Genomic DNA, 15,669 nt, shown 5'->3' on the forward strand with positions numbered 1-15,669 from the left:
GCCACAGATGAACCCCCGGACGCGGGTGAAGGAGGGCGGTGACCGTGGACGTGGACACGGACCTGGATGTGGCACCGGAGACGACACGGGACGCCGACCGTGACGAAAGCATGCACGCGTTGCTGCTGCGGTTGGCCGGCTCGCTGCCGGACCGGGTACTGACCGACGCGCGGGACGCGCTGGCCGCCGGTCGGCGGCTGGACGTCGTACAGGCGGTCGCCTTCGAGGCGGTCTCCCAGCCGCTGCAACTGGACGCCGACGAGATCGCGGCGCTGCGCGAGGAACTGGCACTCAGCGGCGGGGACATCGACCTCGGCCTGGCGCTGGAGGAGCTGCGCGGGGAGCGTCCGCCGGCACCGTGGCAGTTCCTGTCCGACCTGCCGACCAAACAGGAAGACCTGGCGTTGATGGTGCTCCCGCAGGACCGCACCGCCGACCCGGCCGACGCCTTCGACCCGGCGGACCGGGCGCTGGTGGCCGCGGCCTCGGCGATCCCGACGGTACGCGCGGTGTGGCGGGCGTGGCGGATGCCGTCCACCGCCCGGCCCTGGCAGGACCCGGTACGGGTGGCCGTGGTCAGCGTCGACGACACCATGGACACCCTCCCCGCACTCAGCGTCCAACTACGGCAGGTCATGGCCGAGGCCGGGGACGACGAGGCCCAGGTCGAGGTCTGCTGGGCCGGGCTGCACGCGCCGTACTACCAGACCCTGGCCCGCTCGTCCGGCGCCCTGCTGTGGGCGGCACGGCCAGCCGCGCCGGTGGCCACCGCCCGGCTCTTCGACGGCGTCGATCCCGTACGCGGCCCGTGGTTCGCCACCAACCGGCCGGTGGTCTCCGATGCCACGGAACGCGACGACCTGCTCGCGGCGCTGCGCGGGGGGGTGGTCATCGCGTGGAGCAGCGCCGAGATGCCCGACATCCTGGCCCCGGACCGGGGCGACGTGGTGCCGATGCACCTGCGTACCGACGGGACCTGGCTGTGGAGCGAGGCGGTCGGTTACTACCTGGAACACTACGGCCTGGCGCCGGATCCGCAGCTGGCCACGCACCTGACCGGGGACGAGCCCGTCGAGCCCCTGGACGAGATCTCCGTGCACCGTGCCCTGGTGCACCTGTGCCGGCCCGACGCCGAGGCGGTCGTCTGGTCGCCGTCCGGTGCCGACGACGACCCGGTGGCACCGGCCGACGCCCCCTCGTCCGACATCCCGTCGCCCGACGGCCTGGCGCCGGCCCACCCGGATCTGCCGGCCGTGACACCCGAGGCAAGGCCGGACGCCGGTACGCGCCGGCCGGTGTCGCCATGACCGAAATGCTCGCCCTGCGGCAGCGGGCACCCCTGCCGTCGTCCCGGAAGGTGTCGCAGCCGGCCCAGGGTGAACCGGTCGGGAAGCACGTGGCGCGGTACCTGCGACAGGCGTCGCAGGCGGTGGGCGCCGCCGTGGCGCGCATCCTGCCGGACGCCGGTGCGCGGGTGCCGGTGCTCGATCCGGGGCCGTGGGAGGCACCGGGATCGGTCACCCCCGGCCCGGCGGGTTGGTTCGCGCTCGCGGTCGAGGCCGGCCGGTCCGGCTTCCGGCTGGACGGCCGGCCGGTGGCCGCCGCCGACCTGGCCCGGGCGATCTGGCACTGCCCCCGCTGGCGGGGCCGGCCGGTGCTGCTGGTCACCCAGCGGTCCGCGTCGGCCGACGGGGTCGGACCGGTGCTGCACCAGCTCGCGGTCGACCTGGGAGCACCGGTCTACGCCTCGGACTCCGGGATCCGCTTCACCTTCGGGCGCGCCTCCGCGAACGGGCTGTTCTGGTGCTGGCGTCCGGGCGGCGGGGACGATCCGGAGCCGGCGGGCAACGTGCTGCCCCCGCTGGGACCGGTACGCGTCCGTCCCACCCCGACCGGCCGGGTGCCGGGCCGCAACCACCAGCCGCCGTCCCCGGTGCCGTCCCTTGCGACCCCCGATCCGGGGACCGCCCCGTCGCCCGTCGACCCGGCGGAGGCCACGTCACCCGCTGCGGCACCGGAATCCGGGCCCGAGCTGCCTTCGCCGGTGGAAGCGGCGTTCGAGGTGCACAGCCTGGCGCTTCCGGTGATCGAGCTGCCCCGGCCCGACCTCAGCGTCCAGCGCATGGTGCTGACGGAATTCGACGTGCCCCGGCTGGAGCTGGACACCTGCCGGCCGCTGACCGCCGACCCGGACGCCGCCAGCCCCACCGTGTCCGTGCCGGCTGCGGCCACCCTGACGGCATCCGTGCCGGCTGCGGCCACCCTGACGGGATCCGTGCCGGCTGCGGCCATGCCGGAAGCCACGGACGCTCCGACGACCGGCCCGGAGAGCACCGATGCCCCGGCGAACGGCGCGGGCGGCGGTCCTCCGCCGGCGTCACCCGCCAACCGGGGCGCGGCGTGGTTCGGGGTACGGGCCCGCACCGACGAGGCGGACCGGGAGCGGCTGCGTACCGTGCTGGGCTGGAAGTTCCAGGCCCACTCCCGGACGGTGGCCCGGGCGCTGTCGCTGCACCCGGGGCTGCGCAGCGCGGTCGGCGCGCACGACGTGATGGCCGGGCTGGTCACGGTGCTGGCTCTGCTCGACGGGGTGGGCGAGCGGGTCAACGACGCGTTGCGCGGTGGAGGCACGCCCGACGAGGACGTCCAGTTGCTGGCCCGGTGCGCCCGCGCCGGTCTGGAGCAACTGCCGGCCGTCGGGGGACCCGTCTTCGCCGCGGTACCCGCCGGACTGGACGTCGACCGGTACCGGGCCGGGGACCTGGTGGTGGAGCCGGCGTTCACCACGGTGTCGTGCCACGGTGGCACCGAGGGCGACGCGGGCCGGTACGCGATCTGGTCGGCCACCGCGCGGCGGCTGGACCAACTGGGAATCGCGGACGGGCCTGGTGTCCGAGCCGGGCGGGCCATGTTCGCCGCCGGTTCCCGCTTCGCGGTGCTCGGCGTCGACGAGGGGCCGGACGGCGCGCCGTACGTGCTGCTGCGGGAGGTCGTCTCCGAGCACCGCGACGGCGCACTCGACGAGCGGGCGGCCGGTAAGCTGCGCGACGCGCTCGCCGCCCAGCCGCAACGCGCGGCGCCCGCGCCGCTGCCGTGGCCGCTCGGCTTCGCGGCCGGCGACCGCCCGTTCGCGCTCGAACCCGGACCGGGCGGCGCGTGATGTACGAGGAGACGATCTCCGGCTTCCTCCGGTCCGACCCCGGCGGCCCGGCCCGGCCCGGCCCGCCCCGCGCCGGCACCACTCCCGGCGGCAACAGTCAGCAAGGAGCGAACTCGTGACCACCAGCGTGCTGTCGGTGTCGGCCAGGGACACCGGATGCCTCACCGACATCTCCCGGGCACTGGAGTCGGCGGCGCCCGGCGACACCGTCGCGGTACGCCCTGGTGTGTACCGCGAGGCACCGCTGTTCCGCCGGAACGTCGTCCTGGTCGCCGAGGACGGACCGGGCACCGTCACCATCGAGGTGCCCCCAGGCGGGGCCATCCTGGCCGCCGGGGGCGAGATCCTGATCCAGGACATCGCCATCCGTGGCAGCGACGAGCGGATGCCGCTGCTCCAGGTGGCGGCCGGCCGGGTCCGTCTGGAGGCGTGCACCGTCGACGCCACGGCGGCGGCCGCGATCCACGTGCGCGGGGGCACCGTGGAGATGCGCGGCGGCGCGATCAGCAACTCCGGCGGGGCCGGCGTGGTCCACGAGGCCGGCACGGGCGAGTACACCCGCGTACGGATGAGCGGCATCGCCAAGTGCGCGATCATGACGGCCGGGTCGAGCGCCCCGGTGTTCCGGGACTGCACGTTCACCGGGATCGGGGAGGCGGCCCTCCTGGCCGTGGGCGCCAGCGCCCCGCGCCTGGAGGACTGCCGCATCGACGAGGTCGGCCAGTACGCCGTCGTCGCGCAGCAGACCGCCCGGCCGTACCTGACCGGGACCACGGTGTCCGGCGGCGAGGTCGGGCTGCTCGTCAGCGACCGGGCGACCCCGGTGCTGGAGCGCTGCGAGATCCAAGACGCCCGGGTGCACGCCGTGGTGACCATGGGGCAGGCGGCGCCCGCGCTCTCCGACACGCGCGTCACCCGGGCCCGGGGCCACGGCCTCGACTGCCGGGACACCTCCGCGCCGACGCTGACCAACTGCGAGGTGCGTGACTGCGGCGCGGCCGGGGTGGTGGTCAACGGCACGGCGACGCCGCACCTCACCGGCGGTGCCGTGGCGGACTGCGCCGACGCGGGCGTGTTCCTGACCGGCCGGTCGAAGGCGCGGCTGGACGGGGTCGGGGTACGCGACGTCCCCATCGGCGTGGCGATCGAGCAGGAAGCCGACCCGCAACTACATGGCCTGACCATCGAGGGCGTCCGGTACGGCCTGCACGCGACCGGCGGAGCTGGCCGGTTCTCCAACGGCCAGGTCACCGGGGCGCGGACCGCCGGGGCGAAGCTCGCCGACAGCGCGACCACCGTGCTGTCCAACTCCCGGATCACCGGCTGCCGGGTCGGCGTGGAGGTGGCCGGGAACGCCCGGCCCACCCTGTCCTCGATGGCCGTGGAGGAGTCGGGCGGGGCGGGCGTGCGGACCGGCGGCCCCAGCGCGGCCACCCTGTCCCGCAGCCGGATCAGCGGCAGTCGCGGCCCGGGGATCCGGGCCGGCGCCGGCAGCACCGTCACCGCCACGGACTGCGAGATCGTCGGCAACCAGGGGCCGGGTGTCGTGGTGGAGACCGACGCGCCGGTGCGGCTCCACGGCGGGGTGGTGCGCGGCAACGGCGGCGTCGCCGTGGACGCGCCGAGCCCGACCGCCGCAGTCGAGCTGTCAGGAGTGGACACCGGCCACAACGGACGCCCGATCTCCCTTCCGCCGCCCGGGGCCGGGCGACCGGACGCACCGGTGGCCGACGCCCCGAAGTCCGCTCCCGCCCCGACCGGAGCTACCGGGTCGGACGTCGCCCCGCCCGGGAAACCGTCCGGTGCCCGCCCGTCGGGCCCTGCGCCGTCCGACGTCGGGTCACCCGCTCCGGCGGTGCCCGCCGGCGGCGGCCCCGGCTCCGGTGGCCCCGGTGCTGGCGCACCGGGTGGCGACGGGGAGGCGGACGGGCCGGTGGCCGCGCTGCTGCGCGAACTGGACGGGCTGGTCGGCCTCGCCGGGGTCAAGCACGAGGTGGCCACCCTGGTCGGGCTCAACCAGATCGCCAAGCGTCGCCGGGAAGCGGGGCTGCACGTACCGCCCATGTCTCGGCATCTGGTCTTCGCCGGGCCACCCGGCACCGGCAAGACCACTGTGGCCCGCATCTTCGCCCGGATCCTGGCCACCCTCGGGGTGCTCTCCAGCGGGCAACTGGTGGAGGTGTCCCGTAGCGATCTGGTCGCCGAGCACGTCGGCGGCACCGCCGTGAAGACCACGGCCCGGTTCGAGGAAGCCCTGGGCGGGGTGCTGTTCATCGACGAGGCGTACACGCTCTCGACCGGCGGGGGCGGCGGCGGCCACGACTTCGGCCGGGAGGCCATCGACACCCTGGTCAAGCTGATGGAGGACCACCGTGACGAGGTGGTCGTGGTGGTCGCCGGGTACACCCCGAACATGCGTACCTTCCTGGCCGCCAACCCGGGCCTGGAGTCCCGCTTCGCCCGTACCATCCAGTTCGACAGCTACTCCGACGACGAACTGGCCGAGATCGTCGAGCGGCTCTGCCGCGCCCACCACTACGCGCTGGAGTACGAGACGCGGCAGGCCCTGGTCCGCCACTTCAGCGAGCTGGCCCGCAACGAGACGTTCGGCAACGCCCGCGTGGCCCGGCAGGTCTTCGAGGACATGCTGGGGCGCCAGGCGTACCGGCTGTCGAGCACCCCGCAGGCCTCGGACCTCGAACTGGCCCGGCTGCTGCCGGAGGACCTGGGCGAACAGGCGGCCGGGCCGTCGGCGCCGGCCGGCGTGGCGCAGGCCGTCCAGGACCTGCTCGGGCGGCTGAACTCGATGGTCGGCCTGGACGCGGTCAAGCGCGAGGTGACCGACGTCATCGACCTGATCGCCTCCACCGAGGCCCGGACCCGGGCCGGCCTGCCCACCCCGACGATCTCCCGGCACCTGGTCTTCGCCGGGCCGCCCGGCACCGGCAAGACCAGCGTGGCCCGGCTGTACGGCCAACTGCTCAACGCGATGGGCGTGCTGCGCACCGGCCAGCTCGTCGAGGTCTCCCGGGCCGACCTGGTCGGCGAGTACGTCGGGCACACCGCCGTCAAGACCACCGACGTGTTCAACCGGGCGCGCGGCGGTGTGCTGTTCATCGACGAGGCGTACGCGCTGACCGGCCAGGGCAACGACTTCGGTCGGGAAGCCATCGACACGCTGGTGAAGCTGATGGAGGACCACCGGGACGACATCGTGGTGATCGCCGCGGGGTACACCGGGGACATGCGCCGGTTCCTGGCCAACAACGCGGGGCTGGCCTCCCGGTTCAGCCGGCAGATCCCGTTCGAGTCGTACACCTCCTCGGAGCTGGTGTCCATTCTGCAGACGCTGGCCCGCGACGGCGGCTTCGACTTCAGCAACGACTGCCTCCCGCTGCTGTCGGAGCATTTCGACAGCCTGACCCGGGACGAGACCTTCGGCAACGGCCGGTACGCCCGCCAGCTGCTCGAACGCACCATCACCAAGCAGGCCAACCGGCTGCGCCGCGCGGCCGCACCGACGGTCGACGACATGCGCCAGCTGTACGCGGCCGACGTGCGGGCAGCCCTGGCCGCCTGACCCAGTAGCGACGAGAGAAGGTGCCCGGAGATGCCGGCAGTGAGTATGAGCGGTACGTGGCGGATCACGGTCGTGGGCAAGGAGTCCCTCTACGCGCAGCGGCTGGTGTTCTCCGGCGACGTCCAGAAGACGCTCGAACTGGAGGTCGGGACGTCGGGGTCCGCGAGTGGGCGGCGCTGGAGGCTGCGGTTCGAACACAACCGTGGGGACGGCGTCTGGCGGCCGAACGTCTCGGTGGAGGCGGGTGCCATCGTCCGGTGCGGCAACGAATTCCAGCGGTTGATCGCGACGAAGGACGTGTACTGGACCGGTGACCGTGGACACGACGACCTGAAGCTGCTGCTCACCCGGCCGGCATCGGCGGGTGACCCGGAGGAGCAAGCGGCCGGGGTGCCCTTCGCCGTCGACGTCAACCTGCACGGGCTGCCGGACATGCCGGTGCTCCCGTCGATGGAGGGCGCGGAGGTGACGCCGGAGCGGCTGCGGTCGTACAGCCGGCCGGGGTCGGCGGGAACTCCCCTGCGGAGACGGTCCTTCTGATCGCCGTGGGCCCCGGCCCGCCCCGCCCGGCCGACGGCGTCTCCGCAATCTCGCGGTGTGAACAGTATCGATCCGGGTGCCGGTCAACCCTTTCCGGCCCGCAGCCGTGTAAGGGATGTGAGCACCAGACCTTTCCGGCGGCCGGCCCGCCGCAACGGACCCGAGCTACCGCACGGCGAGATCACCCTGCAGGAGCCGCCGGTCGTCCCGGAGGTCCAGCCCGCCGGGTTCCGCTCGCTCGGGATGATCCTGCCGAGCCTGCTGATGACCGGCGGGTTCATGTTCATGATGATGAGCAACTCGCTCAGAGGCCCGATGGGCCTGGTCATGCTGGTCATGATGGGCGGCGGCATGCTGGGCATGGCCGTGTTCCAGATGACGATGACCGGCGGCAACCGCAAGCAGCAGATCAACGGCGACCGGCGCGACTACTTCCGCTACCTGTCCCAGACCAGGGCGCAGGTCCGCCAGTACGCGGCGGAACAGCGGGACGCGCTGGCCTGGCGGCACCCCGACCCGGAGTCGCTGTGGTCGCTGGCGATGACCAGCCGGCTGTGGGAGCGCCGACCGACGCATCCGGACTTCGGCGAGATCCGGGTCGGCACCGGTGCCCAGCGGCTCGCGGTGCGGATGACCCCGCTGGACACCAAGCCGGTGGAGGACCTGGAACCGGTGTGCGCCAAGGCGTTGCGCCGGTTCATCAAGGCCTACACGACCGTGCCCGACCAGCCCGTCGCGCTGTGCCTGCCCGGCTTCGCGCACGTGCGGATCAGTGGCGACCGGGACGTGGCGCGGGGCATGGTGCGCGCCATGCTCGCCCAGTTGGCCACCTTCCACGCCCCGGACGAGCTGCGGCTGGCCCTCTGCGTCGGCACCGAGCAGGCCGAGCAGTGGGAGTGGGCCAAGTGGCTGCCGCACGCCAAGCACGCCACCGACGTCGACGTGGCCGGGCCGGTACGGCTGTTCGGCGCCACCCTGGAGGAGGTGGAGCGGCTGCTGGGCGCGGAGTTCGCGGGCCGTTCCCGGTACGACGACGACGCCCAGCCCTCCCGCGAGGAACCGTTCGTCGTGGTGGTCTGCGACGGTGGCGTCATCCCGCCGGGCGCCCGGCTGACCGTCTCCGGGTACCGCAACGCCGTCCTCGTCGACTTCGACGGTCGTGGCCTCGCCGACGGGGACAACGTGCTCAACCTGGAGGTGTCCGCGACCGACGTGGACATGATCGAGAAGGACCACGTGGGCCGGGAGGTGCGTACCCGGCTCGCCGCACCCGACCACTTGGACCTGCCCCGGCTGCGGACGCTGGCCCGGATCATGGCCCGGCACGCCACCAAGGTCACCGGCGAGCAGCCGGCCAGCGGGCTCAGCGCCGTCCTCGACCTGCCGGACCTGCTGGACATCCCCGACCTGGACACCTTCGACCCGCGTGCCCGGTGGGAGGCACGCTCGCCCGCCGACCGGCTGCGGGTGCCCATCGGGGTGGCCGCCGACGGCTCCCCGATCGAGCTGGACATCAAGGAGTCCGCCGAGGGCGGGATGGGGCCGCACGGCATGCTCATCGGCGCCACCGGGTCGGGCAAGAGCGAACTGCTGCGCACCCTGGTCCTGGCCCTGGCGGCCACGCACTCCTCGGAGACCCTCAACTTCGTGCTGGTGGACTTCAAGGGCGGCGCCACCTTCGTCGGGCTGGACCGGCTGCCGCACGTCTCCGCGCTCATCACCAACCTGGCCGACGAGGCCGCGCTGGTCGACCGGATGCAGACCACCCTCCAGGGGGAACTGGTACGCCGGCAGGAACTGCTGCGCAGCGCCGGCAACTTCACCTCGGCACGCGACTACGAGAAGGCCCGTGCCCAGGGCGCCGAACTCGACCCGCTGCCCACCCTCTTCGTGGTGGTGGACGAGTTCAGCGAGCTGATCGCGGCCAACCCCGAGTTCATCCAGCTGTTCGTGATGATCGGTCGGCTCGGCCGCTCGCTCGCGGTGCACCTGCTGCTGGCCTCGCAGCGCCTGGAGGACGGGCGCATCCACCAGCTTGAGGGCCATCTGTCGTACCGCATCGGGCTGCGTACCTTCTCCGCGATGGAGTCGCGGGCCGTCATCGGCGTACCCGACGCGTACGAGCTGCCGGGCGATCCGGGCAACGGATACCTGCGCTCCAGTGTCACCAGCATCACCCGGTTCCGGGCCGCGTACGTGTCCGGCCCGCACCGGGTACGCAGCACCGGGCTGCACCGCGAGGTGATCGCCAGCCAGGTGGTCCCGTTCACCGCCGGGGCCGCCGCGCCCGCCGTCCCGGCGCCGCGCCCGCCCTCGGACCCGGCGCCGGACGAGTCGACCGACACCGGCACCACCGTGCTGCACGCGCTGGTGGACCGACTGGTCGACCAGGGGCCGCCGGCACACCAGGTGTGGATGTCGCCACTGGAGGACGCGCCGACCCTGGACGACGTGCTGCCGCCGCTGCTGCCCGACCCGGAGCACGGGCTGCGTCCGATCGACGCCGGCCAGCAGGGGTACCTGCAGGTGCCGGTCGGTCTCATCGACAAGCCGTTCGAGCAGATGCGCGACCTGCTCGTGGTGGACCTGGCCGGGGTCGGCGGGCACGTGGGCGTGGCCGGCGGGCCGCAGAGCGGCAAGAGCACCCTGCTGCGGTCGCTGGTGTGCGGGCTGGCCCTGACCCACTCGCCGCGACAGGTGCAGTTCTACTGCCTCGACTTCGGCGGCGGTTCGCTGGCCGGGCTGACCGGCCTGCCGCACATCGGCGGGGTCGCCGGCCGGCACGAACCGGAGCGGGTGGGCCGCACGGTGGCCGAGGTCCGCTCGATCCTCGTCGAGCGGGAACGGCGCTGCGCTGATCTGGGCATCCACGGCCGGGACGCCTACCGGCAGGCGCAGGCCGACGGTCGCATCCCGGAGGACCGGTTCGGCGACGTGTTCCTGGTCGTGGACGGGTGGTTCGTGCTGCGCCAGGAGTTCGAGCCGGCCGAGGAGATGGCCCGGGACATCGCGGCCCGTGGCCTGAACTACGGGATCCACGTGATGATCACCATGGGCCGCTGGTCGGAGCTACACATGTCGATGCGGGACAAGATCGGGACCCGTCTCGAACTGCGCCTGGGCGACCCGGTGGAGTCCGGGATCGACCTGCGTGCGGCGGCCCAGGTGCCCCGCCGGCCGGGGCATGGGCTGACCGACGCGAAGCTGCACTTCCTCGGCGCGCTGCCGCGCATCGACGGCGTCCAGTCGGCCGACGGGCTCGCCGCGGCCACCGCGCACCTGGTGTCCGCGGTGGCGGACAACTGGGCCGGGGAACGTGCCCCCGCGGTACGCACCCTGCCGGCCTCGCTGCCGATGGCCGAGCTGCCGGCACCGCAGGACACCCGCATCGCGCTCGGCGTGGACGAGGACCAGCTCGCGCCGGTGTGGCACGACTTCCGGGCGATGCCGCACCTGACCGTGCTGGGGGACACCGAGAGCGGCAAGACGAACCTGCTGCGTCTCATCGCCCACGCGATCGTCGCCAGCCACACCCCGGCCCAGGCGCGCATCATGGCCGTCGACTACCGGCGGCAGCTCTTCGACGACGTACCGGCCGAGTACCGGCTCGGCTACTCGGTCTCGCCGGACAGCACCCGGGACACCGCCGCCGAGGCGCTGGCCGGCCTCCGGCCGCGGGTTCCCGGCCCCGACATCACGCCGGAGCAGCTACGCGCCCGCGACTGGTGGTCCGGCCCCGAACTGTACGTCCTGGTCGACGACTACGAACTGCTCGCCGGGCCCGACAACCCGTTGGCGCACCTGACCCCGTTGCTGCCCCAGGGCGGCGACATCGGCCTGCACGTGGTCGTCGCGCGGGCTGCGGCCGGGGCGATGCGGCTGTCGATGGACCCGCTGCTGCGGCGCATCCAGGAACTGAACACTCCGGACGTGGCGCTGTCCTGCCCGCCGACGGAAGGCCCGCTGCTGGGTAACACCAGGCCGCGTCCGCTACCCCCGGGCCGGGCGCTGCTGTGCACCCGGCGCGGCAGCCGGCTGATCCAGACGGCACTGGTACCCGCGCCCGTGCCCACCGGGGCCGGCTGATGACCCGCACCGCCACCCGCCCGCGCCGTACGCTTACCCCACCGGCCCAGCCCGCCGAGCCCGCTACGGCGGCCGAACCCGCTGCGGCGTACGCGGCGGCCGAGGAACTGGCCCGGCGGCTGCGGGCCCTGGCCTGCCTGCCCGGACCGTCCGCCGCGCCGACCGCATGGCCCTGCGACACGGGGCTGCTGGACTGGCTGCGCCGGATGACCTACCCCGCCCTGTACACCTGGGCGGCCGAGGAGAACCTGGCGCGCCGCTGGATCGGCGGCGACATCTTCGGCTCCCGCCGGCTGTCGCGGGCACCGGAGTTCCTCGCCGGCACCGACCTACGCCGTCTGCCCCCGCACCTGGTCGCGCCGCTGTTGCGGCGGGTGAGCATGACGCGTCCGGCGCCGAGCGCCGTCGAGCTGACGCCTGCGGCCCTGGCCGCCGACGCCGGCCGGGTCAGCACGTTCCGGCGCGACGGGGTCGCCCGGCTCTGGGGCCAACCGGAGCACACGCCGCCGCTGCCCGACACCACCACCATTCCGCACGTCGTGCACGGCATCTGGCTCGGCCGGCCGCTGCCCGAGTCGAACGGCTTCTGGGCCAACTACGGCGCGGCGGCCGACAGCTACGCCGGCCAGGTCGACTTCGTGCTGTGGACGGACATCCCGCGGGCCCGCTTCGACGCGGCCCGCGCCGCCCCGCCCGCCCCGGCCGGCCGGCCCGATCCGCTGGCCCCGGTACGCGCCCTGCTGACCTGGGCCGACACCCACGGCATCCACCTGGTGAGCGTGGCCGAACTGTTCCCCGCGAACGCGCCGATGACCCTGCACAGTCCGTACGCCCTGGAGCTGAACCGGGGGCTGCCGCAGGGTTTCGCGGCGGGCAGCGACCACCTGCGGGTCGAGGTGGTGCACCGGTTCGGTGGCCTGTACGCCGACGGTGACCTGCACTTCCTTCCGGCCGCCGCGCTTCCGCCGGACGAGCGGGCCGACAGCTCGGCGAGCCAGGGTGCCGAGGGCCCGCCGGGCGGTGGGTACCGGCTGTTCCGTGGCCGGTGGCACGGGCCGCCGGAGGCCGACGGGCCGGCCCGGTTGCCGGAGCTGTTCGACCGGGTCGCCGCGTCGACGCACGGGTTCACGCTGCACGCGCTCACCGACGAGATCGTCCTCAACGACGTCATCCTGGCCCCGGCGGGGCATCCCGCGCTGGCGTTGTGGCTGGAGGGCGCGCGGTACAACTACCTGCGCGACCCGCGCGACCTGTACGCCGCCGACACCCCCCAGCCGGACGGGTCGGACGTGCCGGCCGGCTCGGATCCGCCGCCCCCGTCGGATCCGACGCCTACGTCGCCCCCGCCGCCCCCGTCGGACCCGGGGGCCGGGTCCGAGCCGCCGGTCGCGGGGGCGTCCGGGTGGCGGGGGGAGCCGGCCTCCTGGACCTGGGCGGTCACCGCGATGCGTACCGGGCGGGTGCACCACTGGCTGTTGGCCCGGCTGGGCATCGGCGCGGCCGATCTGGTCAAGCCGGCGCCGGCGGTACGCGGGCACAGCGAGCTGAGCTGGCTGCCGCCGGTCGACGGCCAGCCGCCGGTCGCCTGTCCCGACCTGGACCCGCTGCCGACTCTGGTCGCCTGCGTGGACCTGCTGCGCTGGCAGCACCTGTCGCGCTCCGGGGACCTGTGCCTCACCGCGGTCGCTCCGCTGGTCCGCGGGCTGCCCGATCCGGACACCGCGTGGACCGCGCTGCTGCTCGCGTTCGGGTATCTGTCCGTCGACCTCGGCCCGGTCACGTCGGTCACCGATCGGCGACGCAACCAGGACCGGACCCTCGACGTGGTGGTGCTGCCGCCCGAGGCGGAGGCGCTGCTGGATCGTGCCGCGACACCGGCCACCTGGTTCGGTTCCGGTACCCGCTCCGGCGATGCTGGCGGAGCCGGACCGGAGGTCACCGCCGGCCGGGAGTACTGGTTCCTCGGCGAGCGCACGGTCCCGGCCCGGCTGCTGCCGCCGCGGCCCGACCCACTGGACGGACGCGGCGGGCGCGACCACGTCACGGACCTTCTGGCGGCAGCAGCCGGATGACAGACAAGGAGAGTCATTATGGCAACCCCCAACAGAGGGGTCGTGGGCGGCGAGTTCGGCCTGATGGCCGACGAGGCGACCATCACCGGCATGGTCATGGCGTTCGCTCAGGCCCAGACCGAGGCCAGGAACAGCCACTCGAACGTCGTGGCCGCGAGCCAGGCGCTGACCGCCTCGTGGTCGAGCGACCTGGCCGCGCCGAAGTTCCTGGAGGCCATCGGCAACTGGGTGGCCGGCTTCCAGAAGGTCCAGCAGGGCCTGAACATGCTCAACCAGAGCATGCAGCAGTACTCGCGACTGACCACGACGACCGAAGACGACAACGCCATGCAGGCCGGCAGTTGGGCCTGGCAACAGCCTATCCCCGGTCTGTCGCGGGTGCTTTACAAAGAGTGACCGTCAGATGGACGTCTTCCGCTGGGCCGGCGCCGGGCCAGCGGAAGACATTCGGCCTGAGCGCTCACATCACCCACCTTCCGGCGACGCGCGCCGGATGACGAACAAGGAGAGTCATGGCAGAGAATCAGTACGGGTACGACGCGCGAGGCATCACACTCCCGATCGTCGCCGATGAGGCGACCATCACCGGCATGGTCATGGCGTTCGCCCAGGCCCAGACCGAGGCCAAGAACAGCAGCGCGAATGTCCAAGCCGCAGGCATAGCGCTGCAAAACTCGTGGCAGAGCGACGTGGCCGTGCCTCGGTTCCTTGAGGCCGTCCAGCAGTGGCTGGCCGGCTTCCAGAAGGTCCAGCACGGCCTGAACATGCTCAACCTGAACATGGAGCAATACGCGCAACTGACCGCCACGACCGAAGACGACAACGCCGTGCAGGCCGGCAGTTGGGCTGCAGGGGACGGCCTGCTGTACGGCAGGGCCCAGAGGGTCCAAATGCCGATGGCCCCACTCGGACGGATCGAGCGGTAACTCCGGCCAGTGCCATTGTGACCTACGAGAAGCGGGTCCCTTCTCCAGTCGGGGCGGCACGACCTGACCGACGCTTGGTGGGCGCCGTCCGCGCCCCTGCTGTCGAGGAACAAGCAGCGAGGTCGGCCGCCGAAGTGCAGTAAACGGCAGCTCATCTACGAGATCCGGTGGCGGGTTCGGGTGGGTTCGCCCTTGATGGCAGAGCGGCCACACAGACAGCGTGGCGAAGAGCGCGAACACGGCTGCCATCACCGTCGCCACGCAGATGATGACCCCGGCCGTGCGGCTGATCCCCTCGGTGACCGCCGGCCGGGCCGGTGGCCCTCGGTCGTGGCCCTCCCGGATCCGGCTCCGGGGTCCTGAATTGCATCGCCGTTTATTCGAGAGGACCCCTCATGAACCGGTTCGACGGACGTACCGCCATCGTCACCGGCGGTGGATCCGGCATCGGCCAAGCCACCGTCCTGCGCCTGCTCGGCGAAGGCGCCACCGTGCTCGCCGCCGACATCTCCACCGACGGACTCACCGACACCCAGGCCCGCGCCGACAACGCCGGCACGGCGCCGCGGCTGAGCACCACGGTGCTCGACATCGCCGACGAGACCGCCGTGCAGGACGTCGTCGGCCGCGCCATCACCGACCTGGGCCGCCTCGACGTCCTCGTCAACGCCGCCGGGATACTGCGCGGCGCGCACACCCACGACTGCAGCCTCGAACTGTGGAACCACATCATCGCCGTCAACCTGACCGGCACCTTCCTGGTCACCCGAACCGCCCTACCCGCACTGCTGGACACCGGCCGCGGCGTGATCGTCAACTTCAGTTCGACCTCCGCCTCGTTCTCGCATCCGTTCATGGCCGCATACTCGGCCAGCAAAGGCGGCATCGAGGCGTTCACCCACGCCATCGCCGGCGAATACGCCAAGCAGGGCCTACGCGCCGTCAACATCGCACCCGGCAGCATCAGCAGCGGCATCACCAACAACTTCACCAGGCTCGTGCCCTCCGACATCGACTACACCCTGCTCCGCAAACTCACACCCGCACTCGGACAGAATCACGCCGCACCGGAGACCGTCGCAGGAGTCGTCGCGATGCTCGCCTCCGACGACGGAGCCTTCATCACCGGCACAGAGATCCGCATCGACGGCGGCACCCACCAGTAACTACGCCGGGATGCGCGCGCAGCCCTTGCGCGAGTGGTCCGGCCTCCCGGCCCCTGGCGATGCCGACGACCGGCGGGCAGCGTGGCGACAGTCGCGGTTCGCCCGGGTCCCGGCCCGTATCCGGGTTCCCCGGTCCGCC

The 15,669-nt window shown here is 73.2% G+C and carries 9 protein-coding genes and 1 pseudogene; all 10 read left to right on the plus strand.

Translation table 11 applies throughout. The features are described 5' to 3' along the window. Positions 1-38 precede the first annotated feature (38 nt). On the plus strand, positions 39-1,307 hold the full coding sequence (locus ABT006_RS28275; protein ID WP_350711284.1) for a hypothetical protein: 1,269 nt from the start codon (positions 39-41) through the stop codon (positions 1,305-1,307). After that, positions 1,304-3,160, plus strand: a complete 1,857-nt coding sequence (locus ABT006_RS28280) for a hypothetical protein (protein ID WP_350711286.1) — start codon at positions 1,304-1,306, stop codon at positions 3,158-3,160. The genes ABT006_RS28275 and ABT006_RS28280 overlap by 4 nt, the downstream gene beginning before the upstream one ends. A gap of 115 nt (positions 3,161-3,275) precedes the next feature. Then, positions 3,276-6,740 (plus strand): right-handed parallel beta-helix repeat-containing protein, encoded by a 3,465-nt coding sequence (locus ABT006_RS28285; protein WP_350711288.1) that lies wholly within the window; start codon positions 3,276-3,278, stop codon positions 6,738-6,740. A gap of 30 nt (positions 6,741-6,770) precedes the next feature. After that, entirely contained in the window at positions 6,771-7,280 is a 510-nt protein-coding gene (locus ABT006_RS28290) for a hypothetical protein (RefSeq protein WP_350711290.1), read from the plus strand. A 117-nt stretch (positions 7,281-7,397) separates the two neighbouring features. Continuing rightward, entirely contained in the window at positions 7,398-11,366 is a 3,969-nt protein-coding gene (gene eccCa / locus ABT006_RS28295; protein ID WP_350711292.1) for a type VII secretion protein EccCa, read from the plus strand. Next, positions 11,366-13,438 (plus strand): hypothetical protein, encoded by a 2,073-nt coding sequence (locus ABT006_RS28300; RefSeq protein WP_350711294.1) that lies wholly within the window; start codon positions 11,366-11,368, stop codon positions 13,436-13,438. The genes eccCa and ABT006_RS28300 overlap by 1 nt, the downstream gene beginning before the upstream one ends. Positions 13,439-13,456: 18 nt before the next feature. Then, positions 13,457-13,834, plus strand: coding sequence for a WXG100 family type VII secretion target (locus tag ABT006_RS28305; protein ID WP_350711296.1), 378 nt, complete (start codon positions 13,457-13,459; stop codon positions 13,832-13,834). 116 nt (positions 13,835-13,950) lie between these two features. Continuing rightward, entirely contained in the window at positions 13,951-14,364 is a 414-nt protein-coding gene (locus tag ABT006_RS28310) for a hypothetical protein (protein ID WP_350711298.1), read from the plus strand. A gap of 63 nt (positions 14,365-14,427) precedes the next feature. Next, positions 14,428-14,556 (plus strand): annotated as a pseudogene (locus ABT006_RS35175) (IS5 family transposase); the annotation flags it as partial. A 203-nt stretch (positions 14,557-14,759) separates the two neighbouring features. Beyond that, on the plus strand, positions 14,760-15,530 hold the full coding sequence (locus ABT006_RS28315; protein WP_350711300.1) for an SDR family NAD(P)-dependent oxidoreductase: 771 nt from the start codon (positions 14,760-14,762) through the stop codon (positions 15,528-15,530). The last annotated feature ends 139 nt before the right edge of the window (positions 15,531-15,669 follow it).

This window comes from Micromonospora sp. NPDC002717 (genome assembly GCF_040295705.1).
Classification (GTDB): domain Bacteria; phylum Actinomycetota; class Actinomycetes; order Mycobacteriales; family Micromonosporaceae; genus Micromonospora.